Below are 13,018 nucleotides of genomic sequence, written 5' to 3'. Positions count from 1 at the left end.
GGCCGACTGGGACGGCGTGCGCGTGCAGCTGCGCCGAGCTGGACCCGACGGAGAAAGCGGCCTGGGCCGACCTGGTTTTCGTCGGTGTGGTCGTGGAGCTTGACCGGCCGACGTTCAGCATGTCGAGTGCCGACCTGATGACCGCCCGGCTCACTGTCGAGCGGGTGGACAAGGGCGAAGCGGCGGGGCACGTCGAGGTGAAGACCGCGATCGAGGGCCCGAGCTGCGGCTTCAACTTCGTCGAAGGCAATCGCTATCTGGTCTACAGCCGCAAAGGAAAGACCAGTCTCTGTGCCGGCAACCAACTGCTGGGGGCGGCGCCCGAGGTGGGGTTGGACGGCGACGTCCCAGTGGCCACGCTGGCCATGGCTGCGGCGACGGTGGTCGTGGTGGCGTTCGGGCTGTGGTGGGTGCTGCGCCGCCAGGGCACGCCGTGTCCGGAGGACCGGCCTGTGCAAACAGGTCCGGCCGGAGAAGCGGGGGATCAGGACTCGGCGTAGACATTCGCGACAACGCCGTGTCGGGCTCCAGTTGATCCCTTTCGGAGACGAGGGCTGATCCGCAGGCACGATCCCGATGGTCAGGCGACCTTGCGCAGGGTGGTCAGGGCCCGCAGGGCGTCGGCCAGGGAGATCGGGTGGTCGTCGGCCTCGGTGGCCAGGCACTGTTCGATCATCTGGCGCATCAGCGTCGACGGCTTCACGCCGCGGGTCCTCGCCAAGGTGGCCAGCTGCTCCGCGGTGTCCGTGGGCAGGCGCACCGAGTACACGGCCATGGTCTCGCCGTCGGGCTTCGGGGGGAGGGCGGCCGGAGCGTCGGTGTAGGTGATGTTTCCCGCGGCCACGGCCAGAGCCAGCTGATCCAGCTGGTCGTCCGTCGCGCGGGCGTGGAACTCGCTCACTGGTTGGCCTCCCATTCCTCGAACTCGGCCCGCTGGGCCGGGCTCATGTCGAGCGCGCCGACGATGAGCCACTCCAGGCCGCCTTCGTGTCGCAGGACGACGATCAACGGGCGTCCCGCCTTGGTGCGGGCCCACACGCTCAGGACCGGTAGGCCCAGGGCCTCGCCTGCCCGTGGGAGTCGACGGTCCGCGTTGAGGGCCTCCAGGGCCTCCAGCGGGTCGATTCCGCTGAGGGCCGCCAAGGTCGCCGGCCACCAGCGGTAGGGCATGACCCCAATGTACGACGCCCGTCATACGCCCGTCCAGCAGGGCGGATACTGGAGGCATGATCGTGGTGAGCGGAGCGTCGGGGCAGGTCGGCGGGCGGGTCGGCAAACTGCTGACCAAGCCGCACGTGCGGCTGGTGCGGGACCGCACCAAGATGCCCGAAGCCGAGAGAAGTGCCGATTACGCCGATAGATCGGGCATGGTACGAGCACTGCGCGACGCCGAGACGCTGTTCCTGGTGTCGGGCCGCGAAGATCCGCACCGGCTCCAGGCGCACCGGACGGCCGTCGACGCCGCCGTGGAAGCGGGGATCGGCAGGATCGTCTACCTCAGCTTCGCCGGCGCCGCGGAGGACTGCACGTTCACGTTCGGGCGGGATCACTGGCACACCGAGCAGTACATTCGCGCCAGCGGGCTCCGGTACACGTTCCTGCGCGACAACCTGTACCTCGAGATGATCCCGCGGCTCGCGGGCCCGGACGGGGTCATTCGCGGGCCGGCCGGAGACGGGCGCGTCGCCGCCGTGAGCTATGACGACATCGCGGCCTCGGTCGTGGCCGTGCTCGAGGATCCGGAGCCGCACGAGCACAGGACGTACACCCTGACCGGACCGGAAGCGTTCACGCTTCACGAGGCCGCCGCCGTGCTCGGAAAGACATATGTCCCCGAGACGGTGGAGGAGGCCTACGCGTCGCGGGCCCACTACGGCGCGCCGGACTTCGAGGTCGCCGGATGGGTGACGTCCTACCAGGCGATCGCGAACGGCGAGCTGGCCGAGGTCACCGGCGATGTCGAGGCACTTACGGGCCGGCGACCACGGTCCGTAAGTGAATTGAAAGGCGCTTAGAACTCCCCGGTCCTAGCATCGGGGCATGCCTGAAATCGACCGCATACCGCAGCGTCCCAGCCTCGACGGCCTCGAGGAGAAATGGGCGCGCGTATGGGAGGCAGAGGGCACGTACCGCTTCGACCGCACCGCCGCCCGCGAGAACGTGTTCTCCATCGACACGCCGCCGCCGACGGTGAGCGGCGCGCTGCACATCGGCCACGTGTTCTCCTACACGCAGACCGACATCATCGCGCGCTACCAGCGCATGCGCGGCCGCGAAGTGTTCTACCCGATGGGGTGGGACGACAACGGCCTGCCGACCGAGCGCCGCGTGCAGCTCACGTTCGGGGTGCAGTGCGACCCGACGCTGCCCTACGACCCCGGCTTCACCCCGCCCGAGAAGCCCGGCAAGGACCGGGTGCTCGTGAGCCGCCGCAACTTCATCGAGCTCTGCCAGCGCCAGACCGAGATCGACGAGCAGTCCTACGAGCGGCTCTGGAAGCACGTGGGCCTGTCGGTGGACTGGTCGCACCTCTACACCACGATCGGCGACCGCGCCCGGGCCACGGCCCAGCGCGGGTTCCTCAACAGCCTCGCGCGCGGGGAGGCGTATCCGCTCGACGGCCCGACGCTGTGGGACGTGTCGTTCGGCACGGCCGTGGCACAGGCCGAGCTCGAGGACCGGGAGCGGCCGGGCGCCTTCCACCGGATCAGGTTCGGCGAGCACTGCATCGAGACGACCCGCCCCGAGCTGCTGCCGGCGTGCGTGGCGCTCGTGGCGCACCCGGGCGACGAGCGATACCAGGCGCTGTTCGGCAGCACCGTCCGGACCCCCGTCTTCAACGTGGAGGTGCCGATCCTGGCGCACCACCTCGCCGACCCGGAGAAGGGCAGCGGGCTGGTGATGGTGTGCACCTTCGGCGACCTCACCGACGTGGTCTGGTGGCGCGAGCTGGACCTGCCGACCCGCACCGTGATGCAGCGCAACGGCCGGCTCGGGCTGCAGCCGCCCGACGGAGTGGACGAGGACCTCTACGCGCCGGTCGCCGGGCTGACGGTCAACCAGGCGCGCGAGAAGATCGTGGCGCTGCTGCGCTCCTCCGGGGAGCTCGAGGGGGAGCCGCGGCCGATCACCCACGCGGTGAAGTTCTACGAGAAGGGCGATCGGCCCGTCGAGATCGTGGCGACGCGCCAGTGGTACATCCGCAACGGCGCCCGCACCCCCGAGCTGCGCGAGACCCTGCTCGAGCGCGGGCGGGAGCTGGAGTGGGAGCCGGCGCACATGCGGGCCCGCTATGAGCACTGGGTCGAGGGGCTCACCGGCGACTGGGTGATCAGCCGCCAGCGGTTCTTCGGGGTGCCGATCCCGCTGTGGTATCGCCTCGACGCCGACGCCAACCCGATCTACGACGACCCGATCGTGCCCGAGACGCTGCCGATGGACCCCAGCAGCGACACCCCGCCGGGCTTCGAGGAGATCGACCGCGGTATGCCGGGCGGGTTCGTCGGCGACCCGGACGTCATGGACACCTGGGCGACGTCGTCGCTGACCCCGCAGATCGCCGGGGCCTGGCTCGACGACCCGGAGCTGTTCGCGCTCGTGTTCCCGATGGCGATGCGGCCGCAGGCGCACGAGATCATCCGCACCTGGCTGTTCACGACCGTCCTGCGCTCCCAGCTCGAGCACGGCGTGCTGCCGTGGAAGCACGCGGCGATCGCCGGTTGGATCCTCGACCCGGACCGCAAGAAGCTCTCCAAGTCCAAGGACAACGCCAAGGACTCGCCCGAGGAGCTACTGGAGCGGTTCGGCGCGGACGCGATCCGCTACTGGTCCGGCAGCGCCCGCCGCGGCGTCGACACCGCCATCGACGTGAACCAGTTCAAGGTGGGCCGGCGCCTGGCGGTGAAGCTGCTCAACGCGAGCCGGTTCGTGCTCGGCTTCGGGGGCGCGCCCGAGGCGGCCAAGGTGACCGAGCCGGTCGACCTCGCGCTGCTCGGCGCGCTGGCCACGGTGGTGCGCGAGGCGACGGCCGCGTTCGACGGCTTCGACTACGCCCGGGCGCTCGAGGTCACCGAGCAGTTCTTCTGGACCTTCTGCGACGACTACTTGGAGCTGGTGAAGGCCCGCGCCTACGGGGAGGCGTCCCCGGCCGAGGTGGACTCGGCCCGGGCCGCGCTCGCCGTGGCCCTGTCGACCGTGCAGCGGCTGCTGGCGCCGTTCCTGCCCTACGTCGCCGAAGAGGTCTGGTCGTGGTGGCAGGACGGCTCCGTGCACCGCGCGCCCTGGCCCGACGCGCCGCACGCCGCGGACGTCGCGCCGTTCACGGTCGCGGCGCAGGTGCTCGGGGCGATCCGGCGGGCCAAGTCGGCCGCGCGGCAGTCGATGAAGGCCGAGGTCGCCCGAGTGGAAGTGGCCGGGCCGGTCGCGACCCTGGAGCGGGTGCGCGGCGACCTCACCGCGGCCGGCAACGTGCGCGACTGGGCCATCTCCGAGGCGGAGGAGCTGTCGGCTACCGTCAGCCTGTGATGGAACTTCAGGCCATCGGGCTGCAACACCCGGCCGTCCGGCAGGTGCAGCACATCCAGAACAACACGGCGCCGAACCGGTACAAGCTGTTCGTGGCCGAGGGGCTCTGGGCGCACAACATGCTGCTGGAGGCCGGGGCCCCGATCGACACCTTCTTCTGGTGCCCGGAGGCCGTCTACGCCGACGAGGCCCACAAGCGGGCGGAGGAGATCGCGGAGCGGGCCGAGCGCTCGTTCCGCATCTCCCTGCGCACGCTGGAGAAGATCTCCGAGCGGGACAAGCCCGACGGGCTGCTGTCGCTGGCCGCCCTGCCCCGCTGGGACGAGCGCGACCTGCGCCTCGGCAAGACGGCGCTGGTGCTGGTCGCCGACGGGCTGGAGATCCCGGGCAACCTGGGCACGCTCATCCGCTCGCTCGACGCGTGCGGGGCGGACTGTCTCGTGCTCACCAACCGCAAGACCAGGCTCACGCATCCGAAGGTGATCCGGGCGAGCCAGGGGACGATCCTGACGGTACCGACGCTGGAGTTCGACACCGTGGACGAGGCCGTCGCCTGGCTGGAGTCGCGGCGCTTCACGGTGCTGCTGGCCGACACCGACGAGGCGATCAACTATCGCCAGGCCGACTACGCCGGGCGCACCGCGCTCGTCGTGGGCAGCGAGCGGTATGGCATCGCCAAGGGCTGGTACGGCCGCGGATACCAGCGGGTCGCCGTCCCCATGCTCGGCTCCGGCGACTCGCTCAACGTGTCCGTCTCGGCGTCGATCCTGCTCTATGAGGCGCGGGCGCGGAAGTCCCGCTGGTAGGCCCCGGCGCGGCTCCGCGGACCGGCGCTACTTCGTCTGGCCGATCTGGCCCCGCAGCGAGATCGCCTGCAGGAAGATGTCGCCGATCTTCGCCGGGTCGGGCGCGACGAACGTGCCGCCGCCGACCGCGTCGGTGATCTGGCGCATCGCCGCCTCGCCGACCTTGTCGCCGATGCCGATCAGGATGATCTGGATCGGCTTGGCCGGGTCGGCCGACGCCTTCAGCTGGGCGATGAGCTCCTCGAGCTTCAGCCCGCCGGCGGGATCGTCGTTCTCGCCGTCGGTCATGACGATGATCGAATTGACCCGGCCGCTCTCGTAGCCGGCCTGCACCGTCTTGTACGCGGCGAGGATCGTGTCGTAGAGCCCGGTGTCGCCGGTCTTCTTCGGCTGGACCGTGCCCAGCGCCTGCAGCAGCGTCGCCCGCTGGCTCACCAGCGGCCCGATCGGCACCAGCTGCTTGTAGTCCTTGTTGCCGTCCATCAGCGTCGAGAAGATCCACACGCCCAGCGACCACGAGTCGTCGAAGAGGCTCATGCCCTTGCGCGCGGCCTCCAGCGTCACCTGCATGCGGGTCGCGCCGCCGGCGGTCGGCACCGGCTCCAGCATCGAGCCGGAGACGTCGAGCACGGCCAGCATCCGGGCCGGCAGGGTGATCGCCTGCCAGCGGCCCAGCAGCTGCTCGACCGTGCCGGCGTCGGGCAGCTGCGGAGCCGCGGCGGCCAGCGCGCCGGGCGCGTTCGCCGGCGTCTGGAAGCTCTTGCCGGGCGCGCCGTCGGCACCGCGCAGCCCGATCGCGCCGAGCTTGTCGCGGAAGTCCTGGGTGCTGAGCTGCTTGAGCAGCTCGTCGGCCATGCTCGCCTTGTCCGTGCTGAGCACGACGTACGGGTAGTCCAGCGGCGGGGCCGACGGCTCGGCGTAGAGCGCGGCCAGGCGCACCGGCGGCTGCAGCCCGTTGTACTGGATGACCGCCTGCTCCGACAGCGGGGCCACGGTCAGGCCGTTGCTCAGCGCCGTGGGGTCGCTGCCGCGGGGGAACTTCTGCACCAGGTCGGAGCGCACCGAGGAGCGCCCGGCGGCCAGCGCCCGCAGCGCGGCGGTCGCGATCTGGGTGGCCTGGGTCTGGTTGCCGCCGCCGGCCTGCTGGGCGACGGTGGCGAGGGTCAGCAGGCTGCCGAGGCCGGTCGCGTCGCGGCTCGGCTCGGTGATGCCGACCTTGACCTTCTGGTCGGTCGCCACCTTGGTGAGCAGATCGGCGTACGTGATGTTCTTGTTCGGCCAGCCGAAGTTGGACGCGGCGATCGGCTCGGGCATCGCGAGCACGACCGGGCTCAGCGCGATCGAGTGCGCGCCGGCCTGGACGCTCTGCGGGTTGACCGCGCGGAGGCGCTGCAGCCACAGCGAGGAGTCGGCGACCCAGATGTCCGGGACGCGGGTCTTGCCGTTGGCCTGCCCGACGCCGGTCAGCGACTTGTCGTTCTTGCCGGCCAGGGCGGCGGCGACGTCGGCCGGGTCCTCGTCGAAGACCTCGATGTCGACGCAGTTGCCGTTCTCCTTGGCCTGGTCGGCCCACGCGGCGGCCTGCTCCTTGATCGCGGGCGCGATGTCGGCGACCGCGCCGATGCTGAGCTTGGCGGCGGTGCTGCCGCAGGCGGGCTTGGAGTACTTGTTGAACGCGTACCAGCTGCCGGCGAGGACGATGAGCACGGCGACGGCGGCGGCGCCCAGCTTGAGCGCTCCGCCCGACGACCCCGCTGAGCGGTGACGACCCTTCACGGCTCTAATCCTCCGGACCGGCGGCCTCTGTTGGCCTTGTACCTTCGGTTGAAAATCACTGACGGTACGCATCCCAACAAACGAACGCCCAATCTACAAGCCGCCGAAGAATCGTAGTTATACGAGCACGCTTCGCAATCGTCACCGGTCGGCTGGGGCCTACGGACGGCCACGCAGGGTCACGACAAGCGGGCGATGGTCCGAAAACGGCGCGGCCGGGCTGGCGACGTCGACAACGGGACCCAGGCGCTCGATGCCCCGCGAATCCGCCAGGACATGGTCGAACTGGACCCTCGGGGCCGGGGCGGGATAAGTCGGTACCGCGGCCAGCCGATGCCACCCCGAGAACAGCCTCGGCAGCACGCCCGGCAGGTTCAGGTCCGCGAGCAGGATCCGCGGGGCGGGCAGCGTGCGCAGGGCCCGGCGGACGATCCGCAGCTGGCGCACGTTCCAGCCGGGCACGAACGACAGGTGGGTGGTCGCGAACGTCACGCGCCCGATCGGGGTCGCGGCGACCGCGGCGAGCAGCACCCGGGGCTCGTCGTCGAGCAGCATCACCCGCATCCGCTCCGGGCCGGGGAGCATGATCGGGGCCCGCAGCGGCGCCGCCGGCAGCCGGGTGATCCGCCAGTCGAGCACCTCGTAGCGGCTGATCAGGGCCACGCCGTAGTGCGGGTCGACCCCTTCGGCATCCGCGTCGGTGGCGGGGCGGAACGTCTCGCCGGGGGTACCGACGACCGCCGGGGCGAACATCGCGTGCCGCGCGCCGAGCGCCTCCGCCGCGATCCGGGCCAGGTCCGCGTGCCCGCTGCGGGGCTGCGCGCGATCGACCTCCTGCAGGCCGAGCACGTCGGCGTCGAGTCCCGCGATCGCCGAGCCGATCCGGCCGGTCTCGACCAGGCCGTCGGTCAACGAGCGTCCGTGCATCAGGTTGAACGTGCCGAGCCGCATGTCCTCATTGTCGTCGCTTGATCTTCGCGACCGCCGCCTTCGCGATCGACTCGGTCTCGGCGCGGTCGACGCCGGGCTGGCCGAAGTGGACGAGGGTGCAGGTCAGGCCGTCGACCCGGAGCTGGACCAGATAGCCCGACGTGGTCCAGGCGTCGTCACCGGTACCACCCGTCGCTTCCATCATGAAGGCTTTCTGGCTCTCCGCGACGGCGGGAAAGTCGCCGACCGGGTCGACGCTCACGTGCGTCGTCTCGCCGTCGCCGTCGGTGTCCGTGAAGGTGGCGCACCTGGCCGCCATGTCGGCGATCGGTGTGCCGTCGGCGAGGCTCTCGGCCAGGAACGGCCCGGTACTGCCGGCCTCGAACCGGGCCGCGTCCCTCGGGCCCGTCTGGAACAGGTCGAGCAGCGGGTCACAGCCGGGGATGCTGGAGCTGCTCGCGGCGCTCACCTCGGGGGTGGCGTCGGGCGGGCTGGTCGCGTAGCCGTCGGGGAGGTCCCCGGCCGTCAGGACGAGATCCTTCTGTACCGCGGCCGCGCTCGGGCGGGGAGCCGGGGCCTTGTCGCCGCCGCAGCCGCTCAGTATTACCGCGGTGCAACCGATGACGACGGGCAACGACCTGTGGCTCATCGTTCGATTTTGCGCCTTTTGTACGTGTCTCGCGGCCGATTACGGGGCGACGGTCGGCTGAGAGCCCTGGTGCAGCGGGGTGCGCTTGCCGGTGGCGAGGTCGACGGCGGTGACCCAGGAGTGGCCGTTGTACGCGGCGGTCAGCACGCCCGTGCCCGTGCCCTGGTAGACCATCTCGCGGTCGTCGGCCTTGCCCACCACGTGCCGGTTCGAGCCGTCGGTGTCCGCCTCGGTCACGGACACCGCGGTGCCCTCGGCGTCGTAGCTCGTCCACGCGACCTTCTGGCCGTCGGCGCGCCAGGCCGGGACCACGCCGAAGCCGCTGGTGCCGTTGCCGCCGCCGCCGTACACGTCGATCGCGCGCTCGCGGCCGGTCGACAGGGTGCCGATGCTCAGGCAGTTGTCGGCGATGCTCTCGCACTCGCCGCCCCGGAAGGCGATCTGGGTGCCGTCGGGCGACCAGGCCACGGCGTCGTCGGTGCGCAGGCGGTCGACCAGGTTCCCGGCGGCCGGGGCCGGCGTCGACTCGGTGACCCGCGGGGCCTCCTGGTCGCGGCAGCTCGCGGGGAACAGCGGCTCGTCGTCGCCGCCCGCGCTGGCCAGGAACACGCCCGGGCCGCCGGTGCAGGACAGCGCGGCGAAGGCGATGCGGGTGCCGTCCGGGGACCAGGCCGGGCCGCCGGCGGGGCGCTTGCTGACCTGGTGCTTGTTCGCGCCGGTCGCGTCCATCACCCAGACCGTGCCGTCGTGCAGGTACGCCAGCTTCGTGCCGTCCGGGGAGAACCGCGGGCGGGCGTTGACCCCGTCCTCGGTGAGCCGGACCTCGGCCGCGCCGGTGCTGCTGTAGATGGCCCCGCCGCGGACGTAGGCGACGGCCTTCCCCGCGGTGGAGGCGGTGGCGGCATGGGCGGCGGTCCCGCTCAGCAGCGCCGCGACGCCGGTCAGACCCGCGATCGTCAGCGCCTTGGTGATCGTCCTGCCGTTCATCCTTGCCCCCCGTTGTGCTGTCTCATCCGTGTGACGTAACGACCATCGGCGCAACCGGGCCGCACCTGAACGGTTCCCGAGCCGGAACTTTGGCGCTGGCAGAAATATGCACTCGTAGTGCATACTTTTCGAGACCCTGTCTCACGCGCGAGGATCGGTGTCGTGACCACTACTGACCTCAACCGCGTCGCCATCGTGACCGGCGCGGCCCGCGGCATCGGAGCCGCCACCGCCGTCCGCCTCGCCGCCGACGGCCACGCCGTCGCCGTGCTCGACCTCGACGAGACCGCGTGCAAGGACACCGTCGAGCAGATCACCGCCGCCGGGGGCCGCGCGCTCGGCGTGGGCGCCGACGTCGCCGACGCCGACCAGGTCGCCGCGGCCGTCGAGCGGATCGCCACCGAGCTCGGTCCGCCGGTCGTGCTGGTGAACAACGCCGGCGTCATCCGCGACAACCTGCTGTTCAAGATGACCGACAGCGACTGGGACACCGTCGTCGGCGTCCACCTGCGCGGCGCGTTCCTCATGAGCCGGGCCGCCCAGGCGCACATGACCGCCGCCAAGTTCGGCCGGATCGTGAACCTGTCCTCGTCCTCGGCGCTGGGCAACCGGGGCCAGGCGAACTACTCCGCGGCCAAGGCCGGGCTGCAGGGCTTCACCAAGACGCTCGCGATCGAGCTGGGCCCGTTCGGGGTGACCGCGAACGCGGTGGCGCCCGGCTTCATCGCCACCGACATGACCGCCGCCACCGCGGCGCGCATGAAGGTCGACTTCGAGACCTTCCAGAAGGGGGCCGCGGAGCAGATCCCCGTGCGCCGCGTCGGGCGCCCCGACGATGTCGCGCACACGATCTCGTTCCTGGTCAGCGACGGGGCCGGCTTCGTGTCCGGCCAGGTCATCTACGTGGCCGGCGGGCCACTGAACTGAGGGGATCACGTGAGCACAGCGGACCTCGCCCGGGAGTTCCTGGCCGGTCATGACGTTGGTATGGACCCGCTGGAGTTCCTGCGGGCCCGGTTCGATGCGGGGCTGGCGTGGGTGCAGTACCCGGTAGGGCTCGGCGGCCTCGGACTCCCGCGGGCCGAACAGCCCGAGGTGGACCAGGTGTTCGCCGACGCCGGCGCGCCCGACAACAACCCGCGGCGCATCGGCATCGGGCTCGGCATGGCCGCCCCGACCATCCTGCGCCACGGCACCGACGAGCAGCGCCGGCGCTGGCTGCGCCCGCTGTGGACCGGCGAGGAGGTGTGGTGCCAGCTCTTCAGCGAGCCAGGTGCCGGCTCCGACCTCGCCGGTCTCGCCACCCGGGCGGTCCGCGACGGCGACGACTGGGTCGTGGACGGGCAGAAGGTCTGGACGTCGATGGCGCACGAGGCCCGCTGGGCGATCCTCATCGCCCGCACCGACCCGGCCCTGCCCAAGCACCAGGGACTCACGTACTTCGTGCTGGACATGACGGCGCCGGGGGTGGAGGTACGGCCGCTGCGCCAGATCACCGGCGAGGCCGAGTTCAACGAGGTCTTCATCACCGGAGTCCGGATCCCCGACACCGATCGCCTCGGGGCGGTCGGCGAGGGCTGGGCCGTGGCCCAGACGACGCTCATGAACGAGCGCGTCTCGATCGGCGGCCAGGCGGTCCCGCGCGAGGGCGGCACGATCGGCATCGTGACCGACCTGTGGCGCTCCCGCCCCGAGGTCCGCTCGCCCGGACTGCACGACGCGCTGCTGCGCCTGTGGGTCGACGCCGAGGCGGCCCGGCTGACCGGGGTGCGCCTGCGCCAGCAGCTCGCGGCCGGCCAGCCTGGGCCGGAGGGCTCGGCGTCGAAGCTGGTCTTCGCCCGGCTCAACCAGGAGATCTCCTCGCTGGAGCTGGACCTGCTCGGCGAGGAGGGCCTGCGCCACGACGAGTGGACCCTGCGGCGCCCGACGCAGGTGGACTTCGCGGGGCGCACCGCCGGATACCGGTACCTGCGTGCGAAGGGCAACTCGATCGAGGGCGGGACGTCGGAGATCCTGCGCAACATCGTGGCCGAGCGGGTGCTGGGCCTGCCGCAGGAGCAGCGGGCCGACAAGGACGTCGCGTGGAAGGACCTGCCGAAGTGATCGACCTGCTGTACAGCGAGGTGGAGGAGGAGCTCCGCGCTTCGGTACGTTCCCTGTTGTCGGACCGCGTCGACCATTCGCGGCTCGAGGGCCCGGAGCCCGTGGACCTGAAGCTGTGGCGAACGCTCGCCGCCGACCTGGGCTGCTCGGGCCTGCCCGTGGCGGAGTCCGCGGGCGGCGCCGGCGCGTCCTGGCGCGAGACCGCGGTGGTGATGGAGGAGCTGGGCCGGTTCGTCGCACCGGTACCGTTCCTGGGCAGCGCGGTGCTGTCGGTGGCGGCCCTGCCGTCCGGCGACCCCCTGCTGCGCGACCTGGCCACCGGCGCGCGGACCGCGACCCTGGCCGTTCCTCTGTCCACCTCGGACAGTCCATCATGGACGGTGGCGGCCTCGGGGGCGGCGCTGTCGGGCTCGGTGACGACGGTGGCCGACGCTCTGACCGCGGACGTGTTCCTGGTCCCGACGGCGGCGGGCCTGTTCGCCGCCGAGGCCGCGGACGTGAGCCGGACGCCGGTGGTGTCGCTGGACCTGACCCGCCCCGTCGCGGATCTCGCCTTCGACGGCGCCCCGGCGCGGCTCGTGGCCCCGGACGCGGCCCCGCTGGTGGGTCGCGCCCTGCTCGCCGGGGCCGCGCTGCTGGCGTCGGAGCAGCTCGGGATCGCCGAGTGGTGCCTGGCCACGACGGTCGAGTACGCCAAGACGCGCCGCCAGTTCGCGCGTCAGATCGGCTCGTACCAGGCGATCAAGCACCGGCTCGCCGACCTGTGGGTGGCGGCGACGCAGGCTCGGGCGGTGGCGCGCTATGCCGCCGACTGCCTCGCGAACGACGACTCGGACCTGCCGGTCGCGGCCTCGCTGGCGCAGGCGTTCTGCTCGCCGCTGGCCGTGAAGGCGGCGGAGGAGTGCGTGCAGTTGCACGGCGGGATCGGGTTCACTTGGGAGCACCCGGCGCACTGGTACCTCAAGCGGGCCCGGGCCAACGCGATCGCGCTCGGCTCGGCGGCGCGGCATCGGGCGCTGCTCGCGGACCTGGTCGATCTTCCCGCCTGATCGGTATTTTCTCGTCCCTGGTGCGCCGGCGCAGTCTGTTCCGGCGCACCGGGCCCGATCTCGCACCACGATCTTGCACCACGACCTCGCGTCCGGTCGCACGCAGCCCTCGGCTCCAGCCGAGCCGACCGGTCGCCGCGTCGCGTCGCGGTCGACTCGTCGCGGCGTTGCGCAGCCAGCCGGGCCGCCGAGGA

At 71.7% G+C, this 13,018-nt stretch carries 13 protein-coding genes; 7 read left to right on the top strand and 6 right to left on the bottom strand.

Annotation, left to right across the window (positions count from 1 at the left end; genetic code table 11):
* The first annotated feature begins 92 nt into the window (after nucleotides 1–92).
* Nucleotides 93–500 (top strand): hypothetical protein, encoded by a 408-nt coding sequence (locus ACQP1P_RS46505; RefSeq protein WP_433081590.1) that lies wholly within the window; start codon nucleotides 93–95, stop codon nucleotides 498–500.
* Between the two features lie 80 nt (nucleotides 501–580).
* Here the strand turns inward: ACQP1P_RS46505 and ACQP1P_RS46500 are convergent, their stop codons facing one another.
* Both ACQP1P_RS46500 and ACQP1P_RS46495 read right to left on the bottom strand, forming a co-directional pair.
* On the bottom strand, nucleotides 581–901 hold the full coding sequence (locus tag ACQP1P_RS46500; protein WP_433081588.1) for a CopG family transcriptional regulator: 321 nt from the start codon (nucleotides 899–901) through the stop codon (nucleotides 581–583).
* Nucleotides 898–1,170: a hypothetical protein gene (locus tag ACQP1P_RS46495; RefSeq protein WP_433081586.1), complete on the bottom strand. Its 273-nt coding sequence runs from the start codon at nucleotides 1,168–1,170 to the stop codon at nucleotides 898–900. Before ACQP1P_RS46495 ends, ACQP1P_RS46500 begins: the two co-directional genes overlap by 4 nt.
* Nucleotides 1,171–1,226: 56 nt before the next feature.
* On the opposite strand from ACQP1P_RS46495, the gene ACQP1P_RS46490 reads away from it, so the two are divergent.
* Genes ACQP1P_RS46490 through ACQP1P_RS46480 form a run of 3 tightly spaced genes read left to right on the top strand, consistent with a single transcriptional unit; the run spans nucleotide 1,227 to nucleotide 5,330 of the window.
* Nucleotides 1,227–2,015 carry an SDR family oxidoreductase gene (locus ACQP1P_RS46490; protein ID WP_433081584.1) on the top strand — a complete coding sequence of 263 codons (789 nt, stop codon included), beginning with the start codon at nucleotides 1,227–1,229 and terminating at the stop codon, nucleotides 2,013–2,015.
* 25 nt (nucleotides 2,016–2,040) lie between these two features.
* The gene (gene valS / locus ACQP1P_RS46485) at nucleotides 2,041–4,524 is read left to right on the top strand and encodes a valine--tRNA ligase (protein WP_433081582.1); all 2,484 of its coding nucleotides are present in this window, start codon (nucleotides 2,041–2,043) and stop codon (nucleotides 4,522–4,524) included.
* On the top strand, nucleotides 4,524–5,330 hold the full coding sequence (locus ACQP1P_RS46480) for a TrmH family RNA methyltransferase (RefSeq protein ID WP_433090424.1): 807 nt from the start codon (nucleotides 4,524–4,526) through the stop codon (nucleotides 5,328–5,330). Before valS ends, ACQP1P_RS46480 begins: the two co-directional genes overlap by 1 nt.
* Nucleotides 5,331–5,357: 27 nt before the next feature.
* Here the strand turns inward: ACQP1P_RS46480 and ACQP1P_RS46475 are convergent, their stop codons facing one another.
* From ACQP1P_RS46475 to ACQP1P_RS46460, 4 genes are all read right to left on the bottom strand, one after another.
* Nucleotides 5,358–7,106 (bottom strand): VWA domain-containing protein, encoded by a 1,749-nt coding sequence (locus ACQP1P_RS46475; RefSeq protein WP_433081580.1) that lies wholly within the window; start codon nucleotides 7,104–7,106, stop codon nucleotides 5,358–5,360.
* Nucleotides 7,107–7,265: 159 nt separating this feature from the next.
* Entirely contained in the window at nucleotides 7,266–8,057 is a 792-nt protein-coding gene (locus ACQP1P_RS46470; protein WP_433081579.1) for an endonuclease/exonuclease/phosphatase family protein, read from the bottom strand.
* Nucleotides 8,058–8,061: 4 nt separating this feature from the next.
* Nucleotides 8,062–8,685: a hypothetical protein gene (locus ACQP1P_RS46465; RefSeq protein ID WP_433081577.1), complete on the bottom strand. Its 624-nt coding sequence runs from the start codon at nucleotides 8,683–8,685 to the stop codon at nucleotides 8,062–8,064.
* Between the two features lie 39 nt (nucleotides 8,686–8,724).
* Nucleotides 8,725–9,672 carry a TolB family protein gene (locus tag ACQP1P_RS46460; RefSeq protein WP_433081575.1) on the bottom strand — a complete coding sequence of 316 codons (948 nt, stop codon included), beginning with the start codon at nucleotides 9,670–9,672 and terminating at the stop codon, nucleotides 8,725–8,727.
* A gap of 162 nt (nucleotides 9,673–9,834) precedes the next feature.
* On the opposite strand from ACQP1P_RS46460, the gene fabG reads away from it, so the two are divergent.
* The 3 genes from fabG to ACQP1P_RS46445 are packed head-to-tail and all read left to right on the top strand — an operon-like array spanning nucleotide 9,835 to nucleotide 12,824.
* Nucleotides 9,835–10,599 (top strand): 3-oxoacyl-ACP reductase FabG, encoded by a 765-nt coding sequence (gene fabG, locus ACQP1P_RS46455; protein ID WP_433081573.1) that lies wholly within the window; start codon nucleotides 9,835–9,837, stop codon nucleotides 10,597–10,599.
* Nucleotides 10,600–10,608: 9 nt separating this feature from the next.
* Nucleotides 10,609–11,775 (top strand): acyl-CoA dehydrogenase family protein, encoded by a 1,167-nt coding sequence (locus ACQP1P_RS46450; RefSeq protein WP_433081571.1) that lies wholly within the window; start codon nucleotides 10,609–10,611, stop codon nucleotides 11,773–11,775.
* Entirely contained in the window at nucleotides 11,772–12,824 is a 1,053-nt protein-coding gene (locus ACQP1P_RS46445; protein WP_433081569.1) for an acyl-CoA dehydrogenase family protein, read from the top strand. The genes ACQP1P_RS46450 and ACQP1P_RS46445 overlap by 4 nt, the downstream gene beginning before the upstream one ends.
* The last annotated feature ends 194 nt before the right edge of the window (nucleotides 12,825–13,018 follow it).

Origin of the sequence: Dactylosporangium sp. CA-052675, from assembly GCF_050947935.1 — a bacterium.
Classification (GTDB): domain Bacteria; phylum Actinomycetota; class Actinomycetes; order Mycobacteriales; family Micromonosporaceae; genus Dactylosporangium.
This window is presented reverse-complemented; position numbering and strand designations above follow the sequence as displayed.

Bases quoted from the DNA above. Each gene is read 5' to 3' on its own strand.
- ACQP1P_RS46495 (WP_433081586.1), bottom strand. From the start codon at position 1,170: ATGCCCTACCGCTGGTGGCCGGCGACCTTGGCGGCCCTCAGCGGAATC.
- ACQP1P_RS46490 (WP_433081584.1), top strand. From the start codon at position 1,227: ATGATCGTGGTGAGCGGAGCGTCGGGGCAGGTCGGCGGGCGGGTCGGC.
- valS (WP_433081582.1), top strand. From the start codon at position 2,041: ATGCCTGAAATCGACCGCATACCGCAGCGTCCCAGCCTCGACGGCCTC.
- ACQP1P_RS46480 (WP_433090424.1), top strand. From the start codon at position 4,524: ATGGAACTTCAGGCCATCGGGCTGCAACACCCGGCCGTCCGGCAGGTG.
- ACQP1P_RS46470 (WP_433081579.1), bottom strand. From the start codon at position 8,057: ATGCGGCTCGGCACGTTCAACCTGATGCACGGACGCTCGTTGACCGAC.
- ACQP1P_RS46465 (WP_433081577.1), bottom strand. From the start codon at position 8,685: ATGAGCCACAGGTCGTTGCCCGTCGTCATCGGTTGCACCGCGGTAATA.
- ACQP1P_RS46460 (WP_433081575.1), bottom strand. From the start codon at position 9,672: ATGAACGGCAGGACGATCACCAAGGCGCTGACGATCGCGGGTCTGACC.